Origin of the sequence: Bradyrhizobium sp. ISRA430, from assembly GCF_029909975.1 — a bacterium.
Taxonomy (GTDB): domain Bacteria; phylum Pseudomonadota; class Alphaproteobacteria; order Rhizobiales; family Xanthobacteraceae; genus Bradyrhizobium.
The window spans coordinates 8,119,096-8,137,078 of record NZ_CP094516.1 but is presented as its reverse complement, the minus strand read 5'-3'; the positions used below and the strand labels follow the sequence as shown (position 1 = coordinate 8,137,078).

Here is a 17,983-nt window from a genome sequence, read left to right as displayed (position 1 = left end):
CGCGATACACACTCAGCAGCCGGTTAACGCTGCTTAACTCCCTTGCATACAACTATGGAATACTGCCCAAATAATAACCACACACTTCTCTGCCAAAGATTCAGACAGAGAATTTTTTGCAGCAATATCATGATATTAAATCCGAATGCTCGCCTGATAGCCTCTGGCACGAAGCTTGCGACACCTTGTTCCGGGCTCCGCCAGACCGGCGCAGCCGCCAGAGATCGGGGCGGTCCATCCCCCAAGGGAGCATCCAATGGATTTTGGCAGGATTTCACGACGGCATCTGTTGCAAGGCGGCGCGGCGCTTACCCTCGGCGCGGCGGTTGGCGCACGCCCGGCCTTCGCGGCCGAGACGACCATCGGGTTCATCTATGTCGGTTCACGCGACGACTACGGCTACAACCAGGCGCACGCGCAAGGCGCGGCGGCGCTGAAGAAGATTCCTGGGCTGAAGATCATCGAGGAAGAGAAGGTGCCGGAGACCGACGCCGTCGAGAAGACGATCGAGTCCATGATCAATCTCGATGGCGCCACCCTGCTCTTCCCGACCTCGTTCGGTTACTACAATCCGCACATGGTCAAGATGGCCAGCAAGTACCCGAAGCTGCGCTTCGAGCACTGTGGCGGCCTCTGGAGCGACAAGGACCCGAAGAACGCCGGCAGCTATTTCGGCTACATTGACGAGGCCCAGTACATCTCCGGCATCGTCGCCGGCTACACCTCCAAGAGCGGCAAGCTCGGCTTCGTCGCCGCGAAGCCGATCCCACAGGTGCTGCGCAACATCAACGCCTTCACGCTCGGCGCCAAGCTCGCCAACCCGAAGGCCACGACGCAGGTGATCTTCACCGGTGACTGGTCGATGCCGGTCAAGGAAGCCGAGGCCACCAACAGCCTGATCGACCAGGGCGTCGACGTGCTGACCTGCCATGTCGACGGTCCGAAGACCATGGTCGAGAACGCGGCGCGACGCGGCGCCTTCGTCTGCGGCTATCACACCAACCAGTCGGCACTCGCACCGAAAGCCTATCTCACCGGTGCCGAGTGGAATTGGGAAGCGCTCTATCCCAAGTTCGTCAAGATGATCGCCGCCGGCCAAGAGATCCCGAACTTCTACCGCGGCGGCCTAAAGGAAGAGATCGTCAAAGTCTCGCCCTATGGCGAAGCGGTGTCGGCGGAAGCACGCAAACATGCCGACGACATCAAGGCCAAGCTCGCTGCGGGTGCCTACACCATCTTCAAGGGGCCGATCGTGGACAACAAGGGCAAGACGGTGATCGCGGCCGGCACAGATCGCGGCCAGCAGGATCCCGAGCTCGAGAAGATGGACTATCTCGTCGAAGGCGTGATCGGAGCGACTTCGTGACCACGGAAGCGGCGGATCCCGTCGGTGCGGTCGGGGCCGTCGCCCCGGCCGCTGATGCGGGATTTCTCCAGCGCCACGGCGCGACCATCGAGTATGTCCTAATCCCGGGCGCGGCGCTCGTCGGCGCGCTCGCGGTGTTCGGCGTTTTCGTCGCGCTGTTCGGCAAAAACCCGCTCGATCTCTATTTCTATATGTATCAGGGCGCCTTCGGCACCTGGTTCTCCTGGCAGAACACGCTGACGCGCGCGGCGCCCCTGATCCTTACCGCGCTCTGCACGGCACTACCGGCGCAGCTCGGCATGGTCATCATCGGCGGCGAAGGCGCGCTGCTGATCGGCGCGTTGTCGGCGACCAGCGCCGCGCTGGCGCTGCAAGGCCTGCCCCCGCTCGCGATCCAGATCGCCATGGTCTGCGCCGGCGCGATCGGCGGCGGCTTGTGGATCACGCTGTCGGGCGCGCTGCGTCAATATCGCGGCGTCAACGAGACGATCTCAAGCCTGCTGCTCGTCTATATCGCGCTCGCGATCCTCAATCATCTCGTCGAAGGCGTGATGCGGGACCCCGCCAGCCTCAACAAGCCCTCAACCCGCGAGATCGGCGCCGCCAACATGATCGGCACGATCCCCGGCACGGACGTGCATTGGGGTCTCGTCTTCGGATTGATCGCGGCCATCGCCGCCTACATCCTGATATATCACACCGTGTTCGGCTTCGCCGCGCGGGTCGCCGGCGGCAACATCCGCGCCGCGAAGATCGTTGGCCTCGGCGTCAGCAAGCTCATTTTGACCATCTGCTTCCTCGCCGGCGGCGCCGCTGGCCTTGCGGGCATGGTCGAGGTCGCAGCCGTGCAAGGGCGCACCAATGCCAATCTCGCCGCGGGTTACGGCTTCACCGGCATTCTCGTCGCATTCCTGGCGAGGCAAAATCCGCTCGCGATTATCCCTGTAGCGATCCTGCTCGGCGGCATCAGCGCCAGCGGCGGGCTGTTGCAACGCCGCCTGGGGCTACCCGATGCCTCCGTGCTGGTGCTCCAGGGCGTCATCTTTGTCTTCGTGCTGGCAAGCGATGCGCTCTACGGCCGCATCGGATTTCTGAAAGGCAGATCCTGAGATGGCGGACGGATCGATCGGACTCTGGACCGTGCCGCTCGCCGTGCTCGGCGGCGCCATTCGCGTCTCCACGCCGTTCCTGTTCGTGAGCTTAGGGGAATGCATCACGGAGCGTTCGGGCCGGATCAATCTCGGTCTCGAAGGCACGCTCGTGATGGGTGCGATGAGCGCCTACGGCATCTCCTTACTCTCGGGCTCGCCGTGGCTGGGCGTGCTCGCCGCAGGCATCACCGGTGCCTTGCTGGGTGCGCTGCATGCCGGCATCTGTTCGCTGCCGCGCGTCAATGACGTCGCGGTCGGGATCGCCTTGATGCTGTTCGGCACCGGACTCGCCTTCTATCTCGGCAAGCCGCTGATCGAGCCGACTGCACCGCGCTTACCCGCAATCGATTTTGGCTGGTGGAGCGACATTCCGCAGGTGCGTGCCGCGCTGCGCGTCAACGTCCTCTTCCTGATCGGCGTCGCGCTTGCTCCGATCCTGTATTGGGCCTTCCGTACTACACGATGGGGCCTCCTGATCCGTACCGCGGGCGAGAGCTCGGACGCCGCGCGCGCCATGGGCCACTCCGTGCTGCTGATCCGCCTGCGCGCGACCATGGTCGGCGGCTTCCTCGCCGGCATCGGCGGCTCCTTCCTGTCGCTGTTCTATCCCGGAAGCTGGAACGAGGGCCTGTCCTCAGGCCAGGGAATCACGGCCGTGGCGCTGGTGATCTTCGCGCGCTGGGATCCCCTGCTGTGCCTGTGGGCCTCGCTCGCCTTCGGCGGCGCCGCGGCGCTGGGCCCGGCCCTGCAATCGGTCGGCGTCACCTCCGGCTATCACCTCTTCAACGCCGCGCCCTACATCCTGACGCTGGCGATCATGATCATCACCTGCTCGCCGAAGCGGACCCTGACCGGCGCGCCCGCTGAACTCTCGATTACACGGTAATCCTGCGCATCCACGAGGTCGTCCATGCCCGAGCGCTATATCAAGTCCCAGCCCTACGCCTGGCCGTATAACGGCGACCTTCGCCCGGCTAACACGGCACTCGTCATCATCGACATGCAAACCGACTTCTGCGGCGTCGGCGGCTATGTCGACAAGATGGGTTACGACCTCTCGCTGACGCGGGCACCGATCGAGCCGATCAAGAAGCTGCTCGCGGTCATGCGCAAGCAGGGCTATCACATCATCCATACCCGCGAAGGCCATCGCCCTGATCTGTCCGACCTGCCCGCCAACAAGCGCTGGCGCTCGCGGCAAATCGGCGCCGGGATCGGCGATCCCGGTCCCTGCGGCCGTATCCTGGTGCGCGGCGAGCCCGGCTGGGAGATCATCCCTGAGCTTGCGCCATTGCCTGGCGAACCCGTCATCGACAAGCCCGGCAAGGGTTCGTTCTGCGCCACCGATCTGGAGCTGATCCTGCGCGTCCGCGGCATCGAGAACATCGTGCTGACCGGCATCACCACCGACGTTTGCGTCCACACCACCATGCGCGAGGCCAACGATCGCGGCTTCGAATGCGTGCTGCTGCACGACTGCTGCGGCGCGACCGACAGGAGCAACCACGACCACGCGCTCAAGATGATCAAGATGCAGGGCGGCGTGTTCGGCGCGGTCGCAACGTCCGACGCCCTGATCGGAGCGATCTCGTGATCATCGGCGAGACGCCACCGCCGAGCGGCGCCTTCGGCGTCGATGCCATCGCCATGACCATGCGCTTCGGCGACTTCCTGGCGCTGGACAATGTCGAGCTGAGGGTCCGCCCGGGCTCCTTCCATGCGCTGCTCGGCGAGAACGGTGCCGGCAAATCGACGCTCGTCAAATGCATCATGGGCTACTACCGCGCGACCGAAGGCGACGTCCTCGTCGGCGGTCGCGAGCAAGCGATCAGCAACCCCAGGGACGCCCACGCGCTCGGCCTAGGCATGGTCTACCAGCATTTCACGCTGGTGCCGGCTATGACGGTCGCCGAAAATCTCGTGCTGGCGCGCGACGACGTGCCGGCCGTGGTGAACTGGCCAAAGGAGATGAAAGAGCTCGAGGCCTTCCTGGCGCGGATGCCCTTCAAGGTGCCGCTCGGCGCGAAAGTCTCGGACATCTCTGCCGGCGAGCGCCAGAAATGCGAGATCCTCAAGCAACTCTATTTGAAACGCCGCTTCCTGATCCTGGATGAGCCGACCTCGGTGCTGACGCCGGCGGAAGCCGACGAGGTGCTCGGCATGCTCCGCGACATGGTCGTGAAGGGCGAGCTGACGATTCTGATGATCACGCACAAGTTCCGCGAGGTCATGGCTTTCGCCGACGAGGTCACGATCCTGCGCCGCGGCAAGCTCGCCGGACACGGCAAGGTCGCCGAGCTGACGCCGGATGCGATGGCGCGCACCATGATCGGCGCCGAGGAGCTGACGGTGCAGCCGGCCCGCACCGGTGAAGCCGGCAAGGCGCGGCTGGAGCTGGCAAAACTCCGCGCGCTCGACGATGCCGGCGCGATCGCCGTGCATGACGTCTCCCTCACGGTCCGCGCCGGCGAGATCGTCGGCATCGCCGGCGTCTCGGGCAATGGGCAGCGCCAGCTCGTTGAGATCCTGGCCGGCCAGCGCGAGGCGGAGAGCGGTGAAATTCGCGTCGCGGGCGATCCCTATCACGGCAGCCGCGAGGAGATGCGCCGGCACAGGATGTCGCTCCTGCCCGAGGAGCCGCTCAAAAACGCCTGCGTCGGCAGCATGAGCGTCGCCGATAACATCGCCTTCCGCGAATTCGACCGCGCGCCCTTTGCATCTGGCGGATGGTGGCTCAACCGCGGCGCCTTCCGTGACAGCGCAAAGAAGAGGATCGCGCAATACAGAATCAAGACGCGCACGCCGGAGACCCCGATTTCGGCGCTGTCCGGCGGCAACGTGCAGCGCGCCGTGCTTGCCCGCGAGCTTGCCGGCGACGTCGAGGTGCTGATCGCCGCCAATCCCTGCTTCGGGCTCGACTTCGCGGCGGTAGCGCAGATCCACGCCGAGATCATGGCCGCGCGCAATCGCGGTGCTGCCGTGCTGCTGGTCAGCGAGGATCTCGACGAACTGCTCGAACTGTCGGATCGATTGGTGGTCATGTTCCACGGCGAATTCGTGTATGAAGTACGGACCAGCGAAGCCGATCTCACTGTGGTCGGCCGGCACATGGCGGGACATTAACCCGCGGAGCGGCGATGAGCGGCACATCGGGACGCGACCAGCACTTCTTGCGCCTGTCTTTTGCGGTCGCCCGCCGCTCCCTCATCCATGGCAACCATCCCTTCGGCTGCGTCGTGGTCGATATTGACGGCAAGGTGTTGATCGAAGCCGAGAACGGCTACATGCCCGACCATGACGGCACCGCCCATGCCGAGCGCCTGGCGGCTACACAAGCGTGCCGCATGTTCAGCCGCGAAGTCCTGGCAAAGGCGACCCTCTATTCCTCCACTGAGCCCTGCGCGATGTGCGCCGGCGCAATCTACTGGGCCGGCATCGGCCGCGTGGTCTATGGCCTCAGCGAACACCGTCTGCGCGGCCTCACCGGCGATCACCCGGAAAATCCAACGCTCGACCTGCCATGCCGTGCTGTTTTCGCCAGTGGCCAGCGTCCCACGGAGGTCGTCGGCCCGCTGCTCGAAGACGAAGCCGAAGCGCTGCACGATGGCGTGTGGACGAGGTAAGCGCTGTCGTAGGGTGGTTAGCGAAGTGTAACCCACCACTTCTCTCTAAACGCGGAAAGTAAAGAGGTGGGTTACGCCTACGGCTAACCCACCCTACGATTCTACTCTCAGACGCAGATGACGCCGCGCATTCCCGCGCGACGCCATCCTTCTGAACGTCCGTCCGCCGATCAGAACTTCATGGTGATGCCACCATAAACCGTGGACTCGGTGCAGCTCTTGGTGCTCTGGCCGGTCGCGGCGATCGTGCAGACGCCGGGCATGGCGTTGTGATCGAGGCCGAACTTGTTCTGCCAGTAGCGATAGGCGACCCAGAGGTCGACGAAGTGGGAGTATTTGTCGCCCCAGACCGCCTTCGACGCGTCGAAGGTGAGGCGGATCGGCTCGCTGTTCAGCTCGGTCTTGGTCGCTGTGGAGAAGCGGCCGACGCCCGAGAGCGCAGGAAGGCCGTTCGAATCGCCCTTCGGGCCGTACCAGCCGGCACGGCCGCTGATCGACCAGAACTGCATGCTGGGCGGCAGGAAGCCGAGGTCCATGTAGTAGTTGATTTCGACCGCCCAGGTCGGGTTGTAGCTGACATTGCCATCCGAGTTACAGACGACGCCCGCAGGCCCGGCGACGAACAGGCCGCACTGGGTGAAGGCGTTGTGGTTCGAGAATTCCCAGTACATCAACGGCGCGACGTTGATGTAGCCCTTGTAGGGAAGGTCGAAGGCGAACTGTAGACCCGCGACGACGTCGCGTTTCGCCGGCGCGAGGAAGGTGTTCTCGCTGTTGCCGTCCATACCGACTTCGAACGAGATGTTGTGCAGCGGCCCCATGGTGAAGGCCTTGGTATTGAACAGCTCGTTCCAGCCGAAGGTCGAGCGGAACAGGCCGTAGATCTCGGTGGCGCCCGCGCAGTCGCCGGCACCGCCGGTGATGGTCACGCCCGGCGCGGTGCATGGTGAGGCCGGATCGTTGTGACCCGACTTGAACATCGAGATGGTGAAGAAGTTGGTGCCGTAGGACCACAAGTCGAAATGGGTGAAGGAGTAGACCTGCTTGGCGGTGGTGCCGTTGATGCTGCCGTCGGGTTGGACGCTCCACATGCCGGGATCCGTACCCTTGGGCATCCAGGAGAACGTCACGCGATTGTCGATCACGAGGAAGAACGGAAGATCGGGCGCCTTCTTGGCCGCCTTGACCGGCAAGTCCGCCGCGTGAGCCGGGCCACCATTGGCCAGCGTAGCAATTGTCAGCGCCGTTGCTGCAATTGCCATGAAACGAGACGACATCCTCAATACCCCCATGTTTTGACAAGTCAAAATGAACGCCCTTGGCTGCGACACTTGCGCCGATATCCCGGAGTGAGAAGCCTCATCTTTTTCCATGGCGTGCCGCATGTTTTGGCGACACGCAGCTTGTCATCGCAGATTTTGCAGGTGTCGCGCATGCTGCTTGCGCGTGCGGCGTGCACGCGCATAGCCGCACTTTCTCGTTTGGTTTTGCTGGGCTTTTGTTGACGCCGCCCGGCGCAGCAATCGCGAGATGCGGCGATCGCTGTCGCGTCGCGGCGCAGCATGCAGGGATGGCGGTGCCGGTGCTCAACTTCAGGTCAAGCCTGCACAGCGGGTTCCGATTTGGTTTGAACCGTCACAAATTTGCAACAGACGCCATCCGCGGTCGCGGCAATCTTGGACGACGATCAGCGCCGCTTGCCGGGACGACGTGGATACAAGCGAACGTCGGCGCCTGCCGAAGCGTTAAGCAAGGGATGACGCTTTTTCACACCTTACGCGCCGGTTCAAACTAGCCCACTATTGAGGCACCTCATCCCGTGCAAGCGTGTCAGCGCATGTTAGATCCAACGCCCAACGGCCTGCATTCCGGCGAACCGCCGCTGCTTCAGACGCTCGGCCTTACCAAGCGCTACGGTGATCTGCTTGCCAACGACTCCATCGATATCGACATCAGGCCCCGGGAAATTCACGCGCTGCTGGGCGAAAACGGCGCCGGCAAATCGACGCTGGTCAAGGCGATGTACGGGCTGATCCAGCCCAGCGCCGGCGAGATCCGGTGGCAGGGGCAGCCGATCGTCCTGTCCGGACCGGCGGACGCACGCCGCCGCGGCATCGGCATGGTGTTCCAGCACTTCTCGCTATTCGACAATCTCACCGTCGCCGAGAATGTCGCGCTCGGCCTCGACGGAAGAGAGTCCTTCAAGGACATGTCGGCCCGGCTGGAGCAGGTGTCGAAGACCTACGGCCTTCCGCTCGATCCCAGGCGCGAGGTCTGGCAATTGTCGGTCGGCGAACGCCAGCGCATCGAGATCGTCCGTGCGCTCATGCAGGATCCGAAATTCCTGATCCTGGACGAGCCCACCGCGGTGCTGACGCCGCAGGAAGCCGATCAGCTCTTCATCGTGCTGGAACGGCTCAAGGCCGAAGGCCGCGCCATCCTCTACATCAGCCACAAGCTCGACGAGGTGAAGCGGCTCTGTGACACCGCCACGATCCTGCGTGGCGGCGGGAAGGTTGCGACCTGCGACCCTCGGCTCGAGACCGCGGCCTCGCTCGCGCGCATGATGGTGGGCAGTGAGATCAAGGAGGTGAAGGCCGCGGCCGGCCGGCAGACCACGGTGCCGCGGCTGGTCGTCAACGATCTCTCGCTGGCGCCAGCCGAGGCGCACGGTGTAAGGCTCGAACACATCTCGTTCGAACTGAAGGGCGGTGAAATCCTGGGCATCGCGGGCGTCGCCGGCAACGGGCAGGACGAGCTGTTCGCCGCGCTCTCCGGCGAGCGACTGGCGAAGGATCCGGGCACGGTGGTGATCGAAGGCATCGCCGCCGGCCACCTCTCGATCACGGGACGGCGCAAGCTGGGCGCAGCATTCGTGCCGGAAGAGCGGCTCGGCCACGGCACCGCGCCGCGCATGAAATTGTCGGAGAACGCGCTGCTCACCGGTCACGCCGCAAGCGGCATGGTCCGTCACGGCTTCATCGATATCGCAGCCACGCTGGAGACGGTCGATAAGGCGACCGCGACGTTCGACGTCCGCAAGGCCAAGCGCGATCCGGAAGCGGCAAGTCTCTCCGGCGGCAATCTGCAGAAATTCATCGTCGGCCGCGAGATCCTCCGCAACCCGGCCGTGCTGGTGGTGAGCCAGCCGACCTGGGGCGTCGATGCCGGTGCGACCGCCGTGATCCGCCAGGCGCTGCTTGATCTGGCGGCCGCGGGCGCGGCGGTACTTGTGACGAGCCAGGACCTCGACGAGCTCGTCGAAATCACCGACCGCATCGCGGTGATGTTCCACGGACGCTTGTCGGCGCCGCTGCCGACCCGCGAAGCCACGCGCGAACAGCTTGGCCTGTTGATGGGCGGCAGCAGCCTGGAGCCGAAGGAGGCCGCGCATGCAGTTGGTGCTTGAGAAGCGCGCCGAGCGCTCCGGCACGATCGCGCTGGTCTCTCCCCTGATCGCGATCGGGCTGACGATCGTGACCATGGTCATCCTGTTCGCGATCCTCGGCAAGAATCCGCTTCTCGCGCTCGATGCCTATTTCATCGCCCCGCTGACCGACGGCTATTCGCTGCAGGAGATCGCGGTGAAGGCAACGCCGCTGGTGATGATCGCGATCGGCCTGTCGCTGTGCTATCTCGCCAATGCCTGGAACATCGGCGCCGAGGGACAGTTCCTCATCGGCGCGGTGGCCGGAAGCTGGATCGCCGTGAAGACGCAAGGCACCGACGCCGGGGCCTGGGTGCTGCCGGTCATGCTGCTGCTTGCGGCCGCCGCAGGCACGCTCTATGCGCTGATCCCGGCGATCTGCAAGGTGAAGTTCGGCGCCAGCGAAATCCTGACCAGTCTGATGCTGGTCTATGTCGCCGAACTCTTCCTCGACTATCTCGTGCGCGGGCCCTGGCGCGATCCGCACGGCTTCAATTTCCCGACCACGGCGGAATTCGATCCGGTGGCAACCGTTCCCCTGCTGATCGAGGGCGGCCGGCTGCATCTCGGTTCGCTCATCGCGCTGCTGGTCGTCGCGGCGGCGGCGATCCTGCTCGGCCGCACCATCAAGGGATTCGAGATCCGTGTGGTCGGCGCGGCGCCACGCGCGGCGCGGTTCGGCGGCTTCAACGCCAACCAGCTCGTCATCCTGACCTTTGCGGTCTCCGGCGCGCTGGCGGGCCTTGCCGGCATCATCGAGGTCGCGGGCCCGGTCGGGCACCTTCAGCCCGGCATCTCGCCCGGCTATGGCTTTACCGCGATCATCGTCGCCTTTCTCGGCCGACTGAACCCGGTTGGAATACTAATTGCAGGTCTTTTCCTCGCATTGACCTTTATCGGCGGCGAGCAAGCGCAGATCGCAATGAAGATTCCGTTGGATGTTACCAAGGTTTTCCAGGGCATTCTGCTGTTCTACGTGCTCGCCTGCGATTCCCTCATTCTCTACCGTTGCCGGCTGGTCTTCTCGAACCGTCAGGTGGCCCGTGGAGCTGGTTGAAGCCATCATCCTGTCGGTGCTCGCCGCATCGACGCCGCTCCTGATTGCGGCGACCGGCGAGCTCGTGACCGAGCGCTCCGGCGTGCTCAACCTCGGCGTCGAGGGCATGATGATCATGGGCGCGGCCTGCGGTTTTGCCGGTGCCTGGCTGACCGGTTCGACCTTCATCGGGGCGCTCTGCGGCATCATCGCGGGCACGCTGATGTCCCTGATCTTCGCGCTGATGGCGCTTGGCCTCGCCGTCAACCAGGTCGCGACGGGCCTGGCACTGACCATCCTCGGCATCGGACTCTCCGGTCTGATCGGTGCCGGCTTTGTCGGCGAGCGCATCACGCCGGCTGCGCATCTCGACATTCCCGGTTTCACCAACATCCCGCTGATCGGCCGCGTGCTGTTCGGCGAAGACGCCTTCGTCTATCTCTCGCTGGCGTTGATCGTCGGCGTCTGGTGGTTCCTGCACCGTACCCGGCCCGGGTTGATTCTGCGCGCGTGCGGTGACAATCACGTCTCCGCGCATGCCCTCGGCTATCCGGTGCTGCGCATCCGCACCTTCGCCGTGATGTTCGGCGGCGCCTGCGCCGGGCTTGCCGGCGCCTATCTGCCGCTCGCCTACACGCCGTTCTTCATTCCCGGCATGACCGCCGGCCGCGGCTGGATCGCGCTGGCACTGGTCGTATTTTCGTCCTGGCGGCCCGGCCGGCTCGTCGTCGGCGCCTATCTGTTCGGCGCGGTGACGATCCTGCAACTCCACGCGCAAGGCTGGGGCGTCGGCATTCCCTCGCAGTTCATGTCGGCGCTGCCATACCTTGCGACCGTCATCGTCCTGGTCCTGCTCTCGCGCGCGCGTACCGGCGGCTCGACCGCGCCGGCCGCACTCGGCACCGTGTTCGTGCCGGACCGCTGAGCTTTTTTCCGAACCGTGCACGATGGGGCGCGCATGGTGCGGACCGTAGCTACCCCGACTTGTTTGGAGATCGATGATGAGGAAAATACTTCTTGCGGCAGTTAGCGGGCTTTTGCTTGCCGGGAGCATCAACGCTGCCTCTGCTGCGGACAAGCTGAAGGTCGGCTTCATTTATCTCGGTCCGATCGGCGATCTCGGCTGGACCTACCAGCATGAGCTCGCCCGCCAGGCGCTGGTGAAGGAGCTCGGCGACAAGATCGAGACGACCTATCTCGAAAATGTCTCCGAAGGTCCCGATGCCGAGCGCGCCATCGAGCAACTCGCCCGCGCCGGCAACAAGCTGATCTTCACGACTTCGTTCGGCTACATGGATCCGACACTGAAGGTCGCCAAGAGATTTCCGAATGTGCATTTCGAGCACGCGACGGGCTACAAGCGTAACCCGAACATGTCGACCTATTCGGCCCGGTGGTATCAGGGCCGCTACATCCAGGGCCTGATCGCAGCCAAGATGTCGAAGTCCGGTGTGCTCGGCTATATCGGCTCGTTCCCGATTCCCGAGGTCGTCTCCGGCATCAACGCGACGATCCTCGCGGCGCAGACCATCAATCCGAACATCAAGGTCAAGATTATCTGGGCCAACACCTGGTTCGATCCGGGCAAGGAAGCCGACGCCGCCAAGGCGCTGATCGACCAGGGCGCCGACATCATCATGCAGCACACGGATTCGCCGGCGGCGATGCAGATCGCCAGCGAGCGCGGCAAGCTCGCCTTCGGCCAGGACTCCGAGATGATCAAGTTCGGGCCGAAAACACAGCTCACCTCGATCCTCGACACCTGGGGCCCCTACTACATCTCCCGCGTCAAGGCCGAGCTCGACGGCACCTGGAAGTCCGAGGATAGTTGGGGCGGCCTCGACAGCCACATGTTCGCTATGGCGCCGTACACCAACATGCCCGACGACGTGAAGAAGATGGCGGAGGATGCCCAGGCCGCGATCACCGCCGGCAAGCTGCATCCGTTCAAGTGCCCGGTCGTTGGGCAGGACGGCAAGACGATCGAGTGCAAGGGCGGCGATCATCTCGACGACGGCCAGATCCTCGGCATGAATTTCTACGTCAAGGGCATCGACGACAAGCTTCCGGGCAAGTAGCACGCTTCTTGCTTTAGGGAATTCACCTGCTCCTCGCGGAGGAGGCTCGGAGGGGGTAGCCACAAGCACCCGGCACTTGCGGTTGCCCCCTCTTTATTATCCTGCTTGCATCATTATCCTGCTTGCATCGCCCGCGCGGCGGAGCTGTGGCGGCGGATGAGATCCGCCACATCCAATCCCGGGATCACACCGTCGACCACCGCCCATTTGCCGGCGACCATCACCCGGTCGGCGCGGTGCGCGCCGCACAGCACGAGCGCGGCCAAGGGATCGCCGTGGCCGGAGAAGCGCAACTCGTCGAGCCTAAACAGCGCGAGATCGGCCGCCTTGTCGACGGCGATCTCGCCGAGTTCCGGACGACCGACGCACGCCGCCGAACCCTTGGTGACCCAGCGCAACGCATCCTTGTGGCTGACCTTGGTCACGCCATAGCGCGCCCGCTGCAGCAGGAACGCCGCGCGCACTTCCTGCATCAGATTCGATCCATCGTTGGAGGCAGAGCCGTCGACGCCGATCCCAATGCCGACGCCCGCCTCCTCCATCTCGCAGACCGGACAGCAGCCGGACGCGAGAAGCTGGTTGCTGCAAGCGCAATGACTGATGGTCGTCTTCGCCCTGCCGAGCCGCTTCATCTCGTCGGCGTTGAAGAAGATGCCGTGGGCGAGCCAGGTGCGCGCATTGAGCCAGCCGCACTGCTCGAGATAATCGAGCGGACGGCAGCCATACATTTGCTGGCAGAACCGGCTCTCGTCCTCGGTCTCTGCGAGATGGGTGTGCAGGCGGACGTCGAGCTTCTCGGCAAGGTCGGCCGTGGCGCGCATCAAGGACGTCGTCACCGAGAAGGGCGAGCATGGCGCCAGCGCGATCTGCACCATCGCATCCGCGCCGCGCTGGTGATGCTTTGCCACCACGCGGGCGCTATCCGCCAGAATCGTGTCCTCGTCCTGCACGACGCTGTCCGGCGGCAGGCCGCCGTCGCGCTGCGACAGGTTCATCGAGCCGCGCGTGAGCAGCACCCGCACGCCGAGCCGCTTGGCGACCGCGACTTCGATGTCGACGGCGTCTTCGAGCCCCGCGGGGAACACGTAATGATGATCCGTCGTGGTGGTGCAGCCGGAGAGCAGCAGCTCGGACATCGCCACGGTGACGCCGAGCTGCAGTGCTTCCGGCGTCAGCTTCGCCCACACCGGATAGAGCGCCTGGAGCCAGGGAAAAAGCTTCCGGTCCATCGCCGCCGGCAATGCGCGCGTCAGCGTCTGGTAAAAGTGGTGATGCGTGTTGATCAACCCAGGTAACACAACGTGCTCGCCAGCGTCGAACGCCGCGACATCCGCGGTGGCAGGCTGTCCGCCCGCCGGCACGAGCTCGACGATCCGGCCATCCCTGACCACGATCCCCCGTTCCGCGCTATCGGCGAAGATGGCCAGCGGATCCCTGATCCAGATCGGCTTGGTGTCGCTCATGATCCGTTTCTCCTCACGTCCGCCGATCACCGGCCTGCAAACCAGGGGCCAGGCACAATCGCGTTGGTCTTGCTACTTGTTGTTGCCACTTGGCGCCGGTCTTGCAAGACTTTCCCACGTAGCAACGCATCCGGTCGAGGCTGGCGTAGCCATGGACTTGAACACCATCACGACGGTGGCCCATCCCAGGAGCCGCGCTCAACTGCCCGTTTGGGCGGCAGGCAATGCTTGGCTCGCAGGCGGCACGTGGCTGTTCTCGGAACCGCAGGTCCACCTCACGCGGTTGATCGATCTCACCGACCTGAAATGGCCTGCGCTGACCGTCACCGACACGCACCTCTCGATCTCCGCCACCTGCACCATCGCCCAGCTCGATGCGCTCGTCTGTCCGCCCGACTGGATCGCGGCGCCGCTGATCAACCAATGCTGCCGCGCTTTCCTCGCCTCCTTCAAGATCTGGAAGACGGCGACCGTCGGTGGCAATCTCTGCATGTCGCTGCCGGCAGGGCCAATGATCTCACTCACCGCCGCGCTCGACGGCGTCTGCACGATCTGGAAGGCCAGCGGCGGCGAACAGAAGATTCGCGTCGTCGAGTTCGTCACCGGCGACCAGCGCAACCGCCTGACAGCGGGTGACCTCTTGCGGCAGATCGATATCCCACTTCCTGCGCTGAAGCGCCGTTCGGCCTTTCGCCAGATCTCGCTGACGCCGGTCGGCCGTTCGGCGGCGCTTCTGATCGGCAGCCTTGACGCCGGCGGCACGCTGACACTGACGGTGACCGCGTCAACGGTGCGCCCGATCCAGCTCTCGTTTCCGAAGCCGCCCGATGCGAGCGCGCTTCGCGCTGCGATTGCGGAGCACATCGCCGACGAAGAGTACCATGCCGACGTCCACGGCAAGCCGTTCTGGCGCAAGCACATGACGCTGCGGCTCGCCGAGGAGATCCGCGGCGAACTGCTGGAGATGGCGCGGCCATGAGTTACGAGATCAACGGCAAGCCGTTTCCGCAGACGCCGCGCGCCGGCCAGTGCCTGCGCACGTTCCTGCGCGAGCTCGGTCAGTTCGGCGTGAAGAAGGGCTGCGACGCCGGCGATTGCGGCGCCTGCACCGTGCTGCTCGACGGCGAGCCGGTGCATAGCTGCCTGATCCCGGCCTTTCGCGCCGACGGGCGCGCGATCACGACCATCGAGGGACTTGGCGGTGGTCATGGTACGCATCCGATGCAGCAGGCCTTCCTCGATGCCCAAGGTTTCCAGTGTGGTTTCTGTACCGCCGGCATGATCGTCACATGCGCCTCGCTGAACCAGGCGCAACGCACCGATCTCGGGGCTGCACTCAAGGGCAACATCTGCCGCTGCACCGGCTATCGCTCGATCGAGGACGCCCTCCTCGGCATGAGCAATGTCGATGAGACCGCCGGCGCCGCGTTCGGCCGCAGCCTGCCGGCGCCCGCCGGCCCCGACATCGTGCGCGGCAAGGCGCGCTACACCTTCGACACCGAGATCGACGGCCTCCTGCATATCAAGCTGCTCCGCTCCCCGCATGCGCACGCCAAGATCGCCGCGATCGACGCGTCCGCCGCGCTGGCTGTTCCGGGCGTACATGCGGTGCTGACACACGAGGATGCGCCGCCGGCGCTGTTCTCGACCGCGCGGCACGAGAAGGATTGGATGGACCCGGACGATACGCGCGTCCTCGACGACGTCGTCCGCTTCATCGGGCAGAAGGTCGCCGCCGTTATCGCCGAGAGCGAAGCCGCGGCCGAGGAAGGCTGCCGACGGCTCAAGGTTACCTACAACCTCCAGCCCGTCGTGATTGATCCGGAGCAGGCGAGCGCACCAGACGCGCCGATCATCCATCCCGACCGTACGGCTGCAAATCGCGTCGCCGATGCACAGCGCAATATCGTCGCGGAGAGGCACGCGGAGTTCGGCGACGTTGCGGCCGCGCTGGCCGCGTCGGCAGTGACCTATGAAGGCACGTTCACGACCCAGCGCGTGCAGCACGCGGCGCTGGAGACTCATGGCGGCCTCGCCTGGCTGGACGAAGCCGGCGTGCTCAACATCCGCTCCTCGACCCAGGTGCCGTTCCTGACCCGGCGCACGCTGTCGGGTATTTTCGGTCTTCCTGCCGACAAGGTCCGGGTATTCTGCGAACGCGTCGGAGGCGGCTTTGGCGGCAAGCAGGAGATGTTCGTCGAGGATGTTCTGGCACTCGCTGCGCTGAAGACCGGGCACCCTGTCAAGCTCGAGCTCACCCGCGAGGAGCAGTTCATCGCAACCTCGACGCGGCACCCGATGCGGATCCACGTCAAGGCCGGCGCCGACGCGGACGGCAAGCTGACCGCGTTGCAACTCGACGTGCTCTCCAACACCGGCGCCTACGGCAATCACGCAGGTCCCGTGCTGTTCCACGCGGTGTCGGAGAGCCTCGGCGTCTACAACTGCCCAAACAAGAAGGTCGACGCGGTCGCGGTCTACACCAACACGGTGCCGGCCGGCGCGTTTCGCGGCTACGGCCTGCCGCAGTCACTGATCGCGGTGGAAGCCGCGATTGACGAGCTGGCGCGACAGCTCGGCATCAGCCCCTTCGACATGCGCCGCCGCAACATCGTCAAGCCCGGCGATCCCATGCTGTCGCCACCGCCATCCGAGTATCACGACGTGCTCTACGGCTCCTACGGGCTTGACCAGTGCCTCGACCTCGTCGAGCGCGCACTGCAGGCGGACGCACCAAACCCTGATCTATCGCCGGAGTGGCTGACCGGCGAAGGCATTGCACTGACCATGATCGACACGGTGCCGCCAGCCGGTCACATCGCCGACGCTACCGTCGCGCTCAACGACGACGGCGGCTTCGATCTCACCGTCGGCACCGCCGAGTTCGGCAACGGCACCAGCACCGTGCATCGTCAGATCGCGGCCACAGTGCTTGCGACCACCGCCGACAGGATCCGCCTGCGCCAGTCCGACACCGCCCATGGCGGCCATGACACCGGCGCCTATGGCAGCGCCGGCATCTTCGTTGCCGGCAAGGCGACGCATGCGGCGGCCATGCAGCTTGCGACCGAGCTGAAGGCGGCCGCGGCCGGCGCGTGGCTTTGCGATGCCGGAGGCTGCGCACTCGAGAACGAGTGTGTCGTCAGCGGCGTCCGGCGGATACCGTTCACCGAGCTGGCTCGGCTTGCGCGCGAGCGCGGCCGGCCGCTCGCAGCCAGCGGCAATTCAACCGGCACGCCACGCTCGGTTGCCTTCAACGTGCAGGGTTTTCGCGTGGCCGTGAACAAGGGCACCGGCGAACTCAGGATTCTTCGCAGCATCCAGGCAGCAGACGCAGGCCGCATTGCCAATCCCATGCAGTGCCGCGGCCAGGTCGAAGGCGGCGTGGCGCAAGCGCTTGGCGCTGCGCTCTTTGAGGAGATGGTGATCGATATGGATGGCCGCGTCACCAACCCGAAATTTCGCGACTACCACCTGCCCTCCTTCGCCGACATCCCGCGCACCGAGGTGCTCTTCGCCGACACATCCGACACGATCGGGCCGATGGGCGCGAAATCGATGAGCGAGAGCCCCTACAACCCCGTCGCGGCGGCGCTCGGCAATGCGATCGCCGATGCGACAGGCATCCGCTTCACGTCGACGCCGTTCAAGCCGGATCGACTATTCCCGGCGCTGCGCGAGAAGTTTGGCGGCTAGAGCATGATCCGGAAAAGTGTGCAGCGGTTTTCCGAAAAGATCATGCTCAAACAATAGCCTAAAGCGCGATGACGATTTATCCTAATCTCATCGCGCTTTAGCACTCGACAAAAAGCAATGCAGCGTCTGCGGCGACCCTGCGC

The 17,983-nt window shown here is 64.7% G+C and carries 14 protein-coding genes; 12 read left to right on the top strand and 2 right to left on the bottom strand.

The window, feature by feature from the left end:
* Positions 1–256 precede the first annotated feature (256 nt).
* From MTX21_RS38045 to MTX21_RS38020, 6 genes are read left to right on the top strand one after another with little or no spacing between them, the layout of a single operon-like run.
* Positions 257–1,366: a BMP family ABC transporter substrate-binding protein gene (locus MTX21_RS38045; RefSeq protein ID WP_280969558.1), complete on the top strand. Its 1,110-nt coding sequence runs from the start codon at positions 257–259 to the stop codon at positions 1,364–1,366.
* On the top strand, positions 1,363–2,475 hold the full coding sequence (locus tag MTX21_RS38040; protein WP_280969557.1) for an ABC transporter permease: 1,113 nt from the start codon (positions 1,363–1,365) through the stop codon (positions 2,473–2,475). The genes MTX21_RS38045 and MTX21_RS38040 overlap by 4 nt, the downstream gene beginning before the upstream one ends.
* 1 nt (position 2,476) lies before the next feature.
* A complete protein-coding gene (locus MTX21_RS38035) occupies positions 2,477–3,403 on the top strand; it encodes an ABC transporter permease (RefSeq protein WP_280969556.1) in 927 nt (308 codons plus the stop codon).
* Between the two features lie 24 nt (positions 3,404–3,427).
* Positions 3,428–4,111: an isochorismatase family cysteine hydrolase gene (locus MTX21_RS38030; RefSeq protein WP_280969555.1), complete on the top strand. Its 684-nt coding sequence runs from the start codon at positions 3,428–3,430 to the stop codon at positions 4,109–4,111.
* A complete protein-coding gene (locus tag MTX21_RS38025) occupies positions 4,108–5,640 on the top strand; it encodes an ABC transporter ATP-binding protein (protein WP_280969554.1) in 1,533 nt (510 codons plus the stop codon). The genes MTX21_RS38030 and MTX21_RS38025 overlap by 4 nt, the downstream gene beginning before the upstream one ends.
* 14 nt (positions 5,641–5,654) lie before the next feature.
* Positions 5,655–6,140 (top strand): nucleoside deaminase, encoded by a 486-nt coding sequence (locus tag MTX21_RS38020; protein ID WP_280969553.1) that lies wholly within the window; start codon positions 5,655–5,657, stop codon positions 6,138–6,140.
* Positions 6,141–6,310: 170 nt separating this feature from the next.
* Here MTX21_RS38020 and MTX21_RS38015 read toward each other — a convergent pair whose 3' ends face one another.
* A complete protein-coding gene (locus tag MTX21_RS38015; RefSeq protein ID WP_280969552.1) occupies positions 6,311–7,417 on the bottom strand; it encodes a hypothetical protein in 1,107 nt (368 codons plus the stop codon).
* A gap of 560 nt (positions 7,418–7,977) precedes the next feature.
* Between MTX21_RS38015 and MTX21_RS38010 the strand changes: the two genes are divergently transcribed.
* From MTX21_RS38010 to MTX21_RS37995, 4 genes are all read left to right on the top strand, one after another.
* Positions 7,978–9,549, top strand: coding sequence for an ABC transporter ATP-binding protein (locus tag MTX21_RS38010; protein WP_280969551.1), 1,572 nt, complete (start codon positions 7,978–7,980; stop codon positions 9,547–9,549).
* Positions 9,533–10,624: an ABC transporter permease gene (locus MTX21_RS38005; protein WP_280969550.1), complete on the top strand. Its 1,092-nt coding sequence runs from the start codon at positions 9,533–9,535 to the stop codon at positions 10,622–10,624. Before MTX21_RS38010 ends, MTX21_RS38005 begins: the two co-directional genes overlap by 17 nt.
* On the top strand, positions 10,611–11,528 hold the full coding sequence (locus MTX21_RS38000; RefSeq protein WP_280969549.1) for an ABC transporter permease: 918 nt from the start codon (positions 10,611–10,613) through the stop codon (positions 11,526–11,528). Before MTX21_RS38005 ends, MTX21_RS38000 begins: the two co-directional genes overlap by 14 nt.
* A gap of 76 nt (positions 11,529–11,604) precedes the next feature.
* A complete protein-coding gene (locus tag MTX21_RS37995) occupies positions 11,605–12,681 on the top strand; it encodes a BMP family ABC transporter substrate-binding protein (protein ID WP_280969548.1) in 1,077 nt (358 codons plus the stop codon).
* 113 nt (positions 12,682–12,794) lie between these two features.
* Here the strand turns inward: MTX21_RS37995 and MTX21_RS37990 are convergent, their stop codons facing one another.
* Positions 12,795–14,144: an 8-oxoguanine deaminase gene (locus MTX21_RS37990; RefSeq protein WP_280969547.1), complete on the bottom strand. Its 1,350-nt coding sequence runs from the start codon at positions 14,142–14,144 to the stop codon at positions 12,795–12,797.
* 151 nt (positions 14,145–14,295) lie between these two features.
* On the opposite strand from MTX21_RS37990, the gene MTX21_RS37985 reads away from it, so the two are divergent.
* Positions 14,296–15,123 carry an FAD binding domain-containing protein gene (locus MTX21_RS37985; protein WP_280969546.1) on the top strand — a complete coding sequence of 276 codons (828 nt, stop codon included), beginning with the start codon at positions 14,296–14,298 and terminating at the stop codon, positions 15,121–15,123.
* On the top strand, positions 15,120–17,840 hold the full coding sequence (locus MTX21_RS37980; RefSeq protein ID WP_280969545.1) for a molybdopterin cofactor-binding domain-containing protein: 2,721 nt from the start codon (positions 15,120–15,122) through the stop codon (positions 17,838–17,840). The genes MTX21_RS37985 and MTX21_RS37980 overlap by 4 nt, the downstream gene beginning before the upstream one ends.
* Positions 17,841–17,983: the final 143 nt, after the last annotated feature.

Bases quoted from the DNA above. Each gene is read 5' to 3' on its own strand.
- MTX21_RS37985 (WP_280969546.1), top strand. From the start codon at position 14,296: ATGGACTTGAACACCATCACGACGGTGGCCCATCCCAGGAGCCGCGCT.
- MTX21_RS37980 (WP_280969545.1), top strand. From the start codon at position 15,120: ATGAGTTACGAGATCAACGGCAAGCCGTTTCCGCAGACGCCGCGCGCC.
- MTX21_RS38005 (WP_280969550.1), top strand. From the start codon at position 9,533: ATGCAGTTGGTGCTTGAGAAGCGCGCCGAGCGCTCCGGCACGATCGCG.
- MTX21_RS37990 (WP_280969547.1), bottom strand. From the start codon at position 14,144: ATGAGCGACACCAAGCCGATCTGGATCAGGGATCCGCTGGCCATCTTC.
- MTX21_RS38020 (WP_280969553.1), top strand. From the start codon at position 5,655: ATGAGCGGCACATCGGGACGCGACCAGCACTTCTTGCGCCTGTCTTTT.
- MTX21_RS38010 (WP_280969551.1), top strand. From the start codon at position 7,978: ATGTTAGATCCAACGCCCAACGGCCTGCATTCCGGCGAACCGCCGCTG.
- MTX21_RS38015 (WP_280969552.1), bottom strand. From the start codon at position 7,417: ATGTCGTCTCGTTTCATGGCAATTGCAGCAACGGCGCTGACAATTGCT.
- MTX21_RS37995 (WP_280969548.1), top strand. From the start codon at position 11,605: ATGAGGAAAATACTTCTTGCGGCAGTTAGCGGGCTTTTGCTTGCCGGG.
- MTX21_RS38030 (WP_280969555.1), top strand. From the start codon at position 3,428: ATGCCCGAGCGCTATATCAAGTCCCAGCCCTACGCCTGGCCGTATAAC.
- MTX21_RS38045 (WP_280969558.1), top strand. From the start codon at position 257: ATGGATTTTGGCAGGATTTCACGACGGCATCTGTTGCAAGGCGGCGCG.
- MTX21_RS38035 (WP_280969556.1), top strand. From the start codon at position 2,477: ATGGCGGACGGATCGATCGGACTCTGGACCGTGCCGCTCGCCGTGCTC.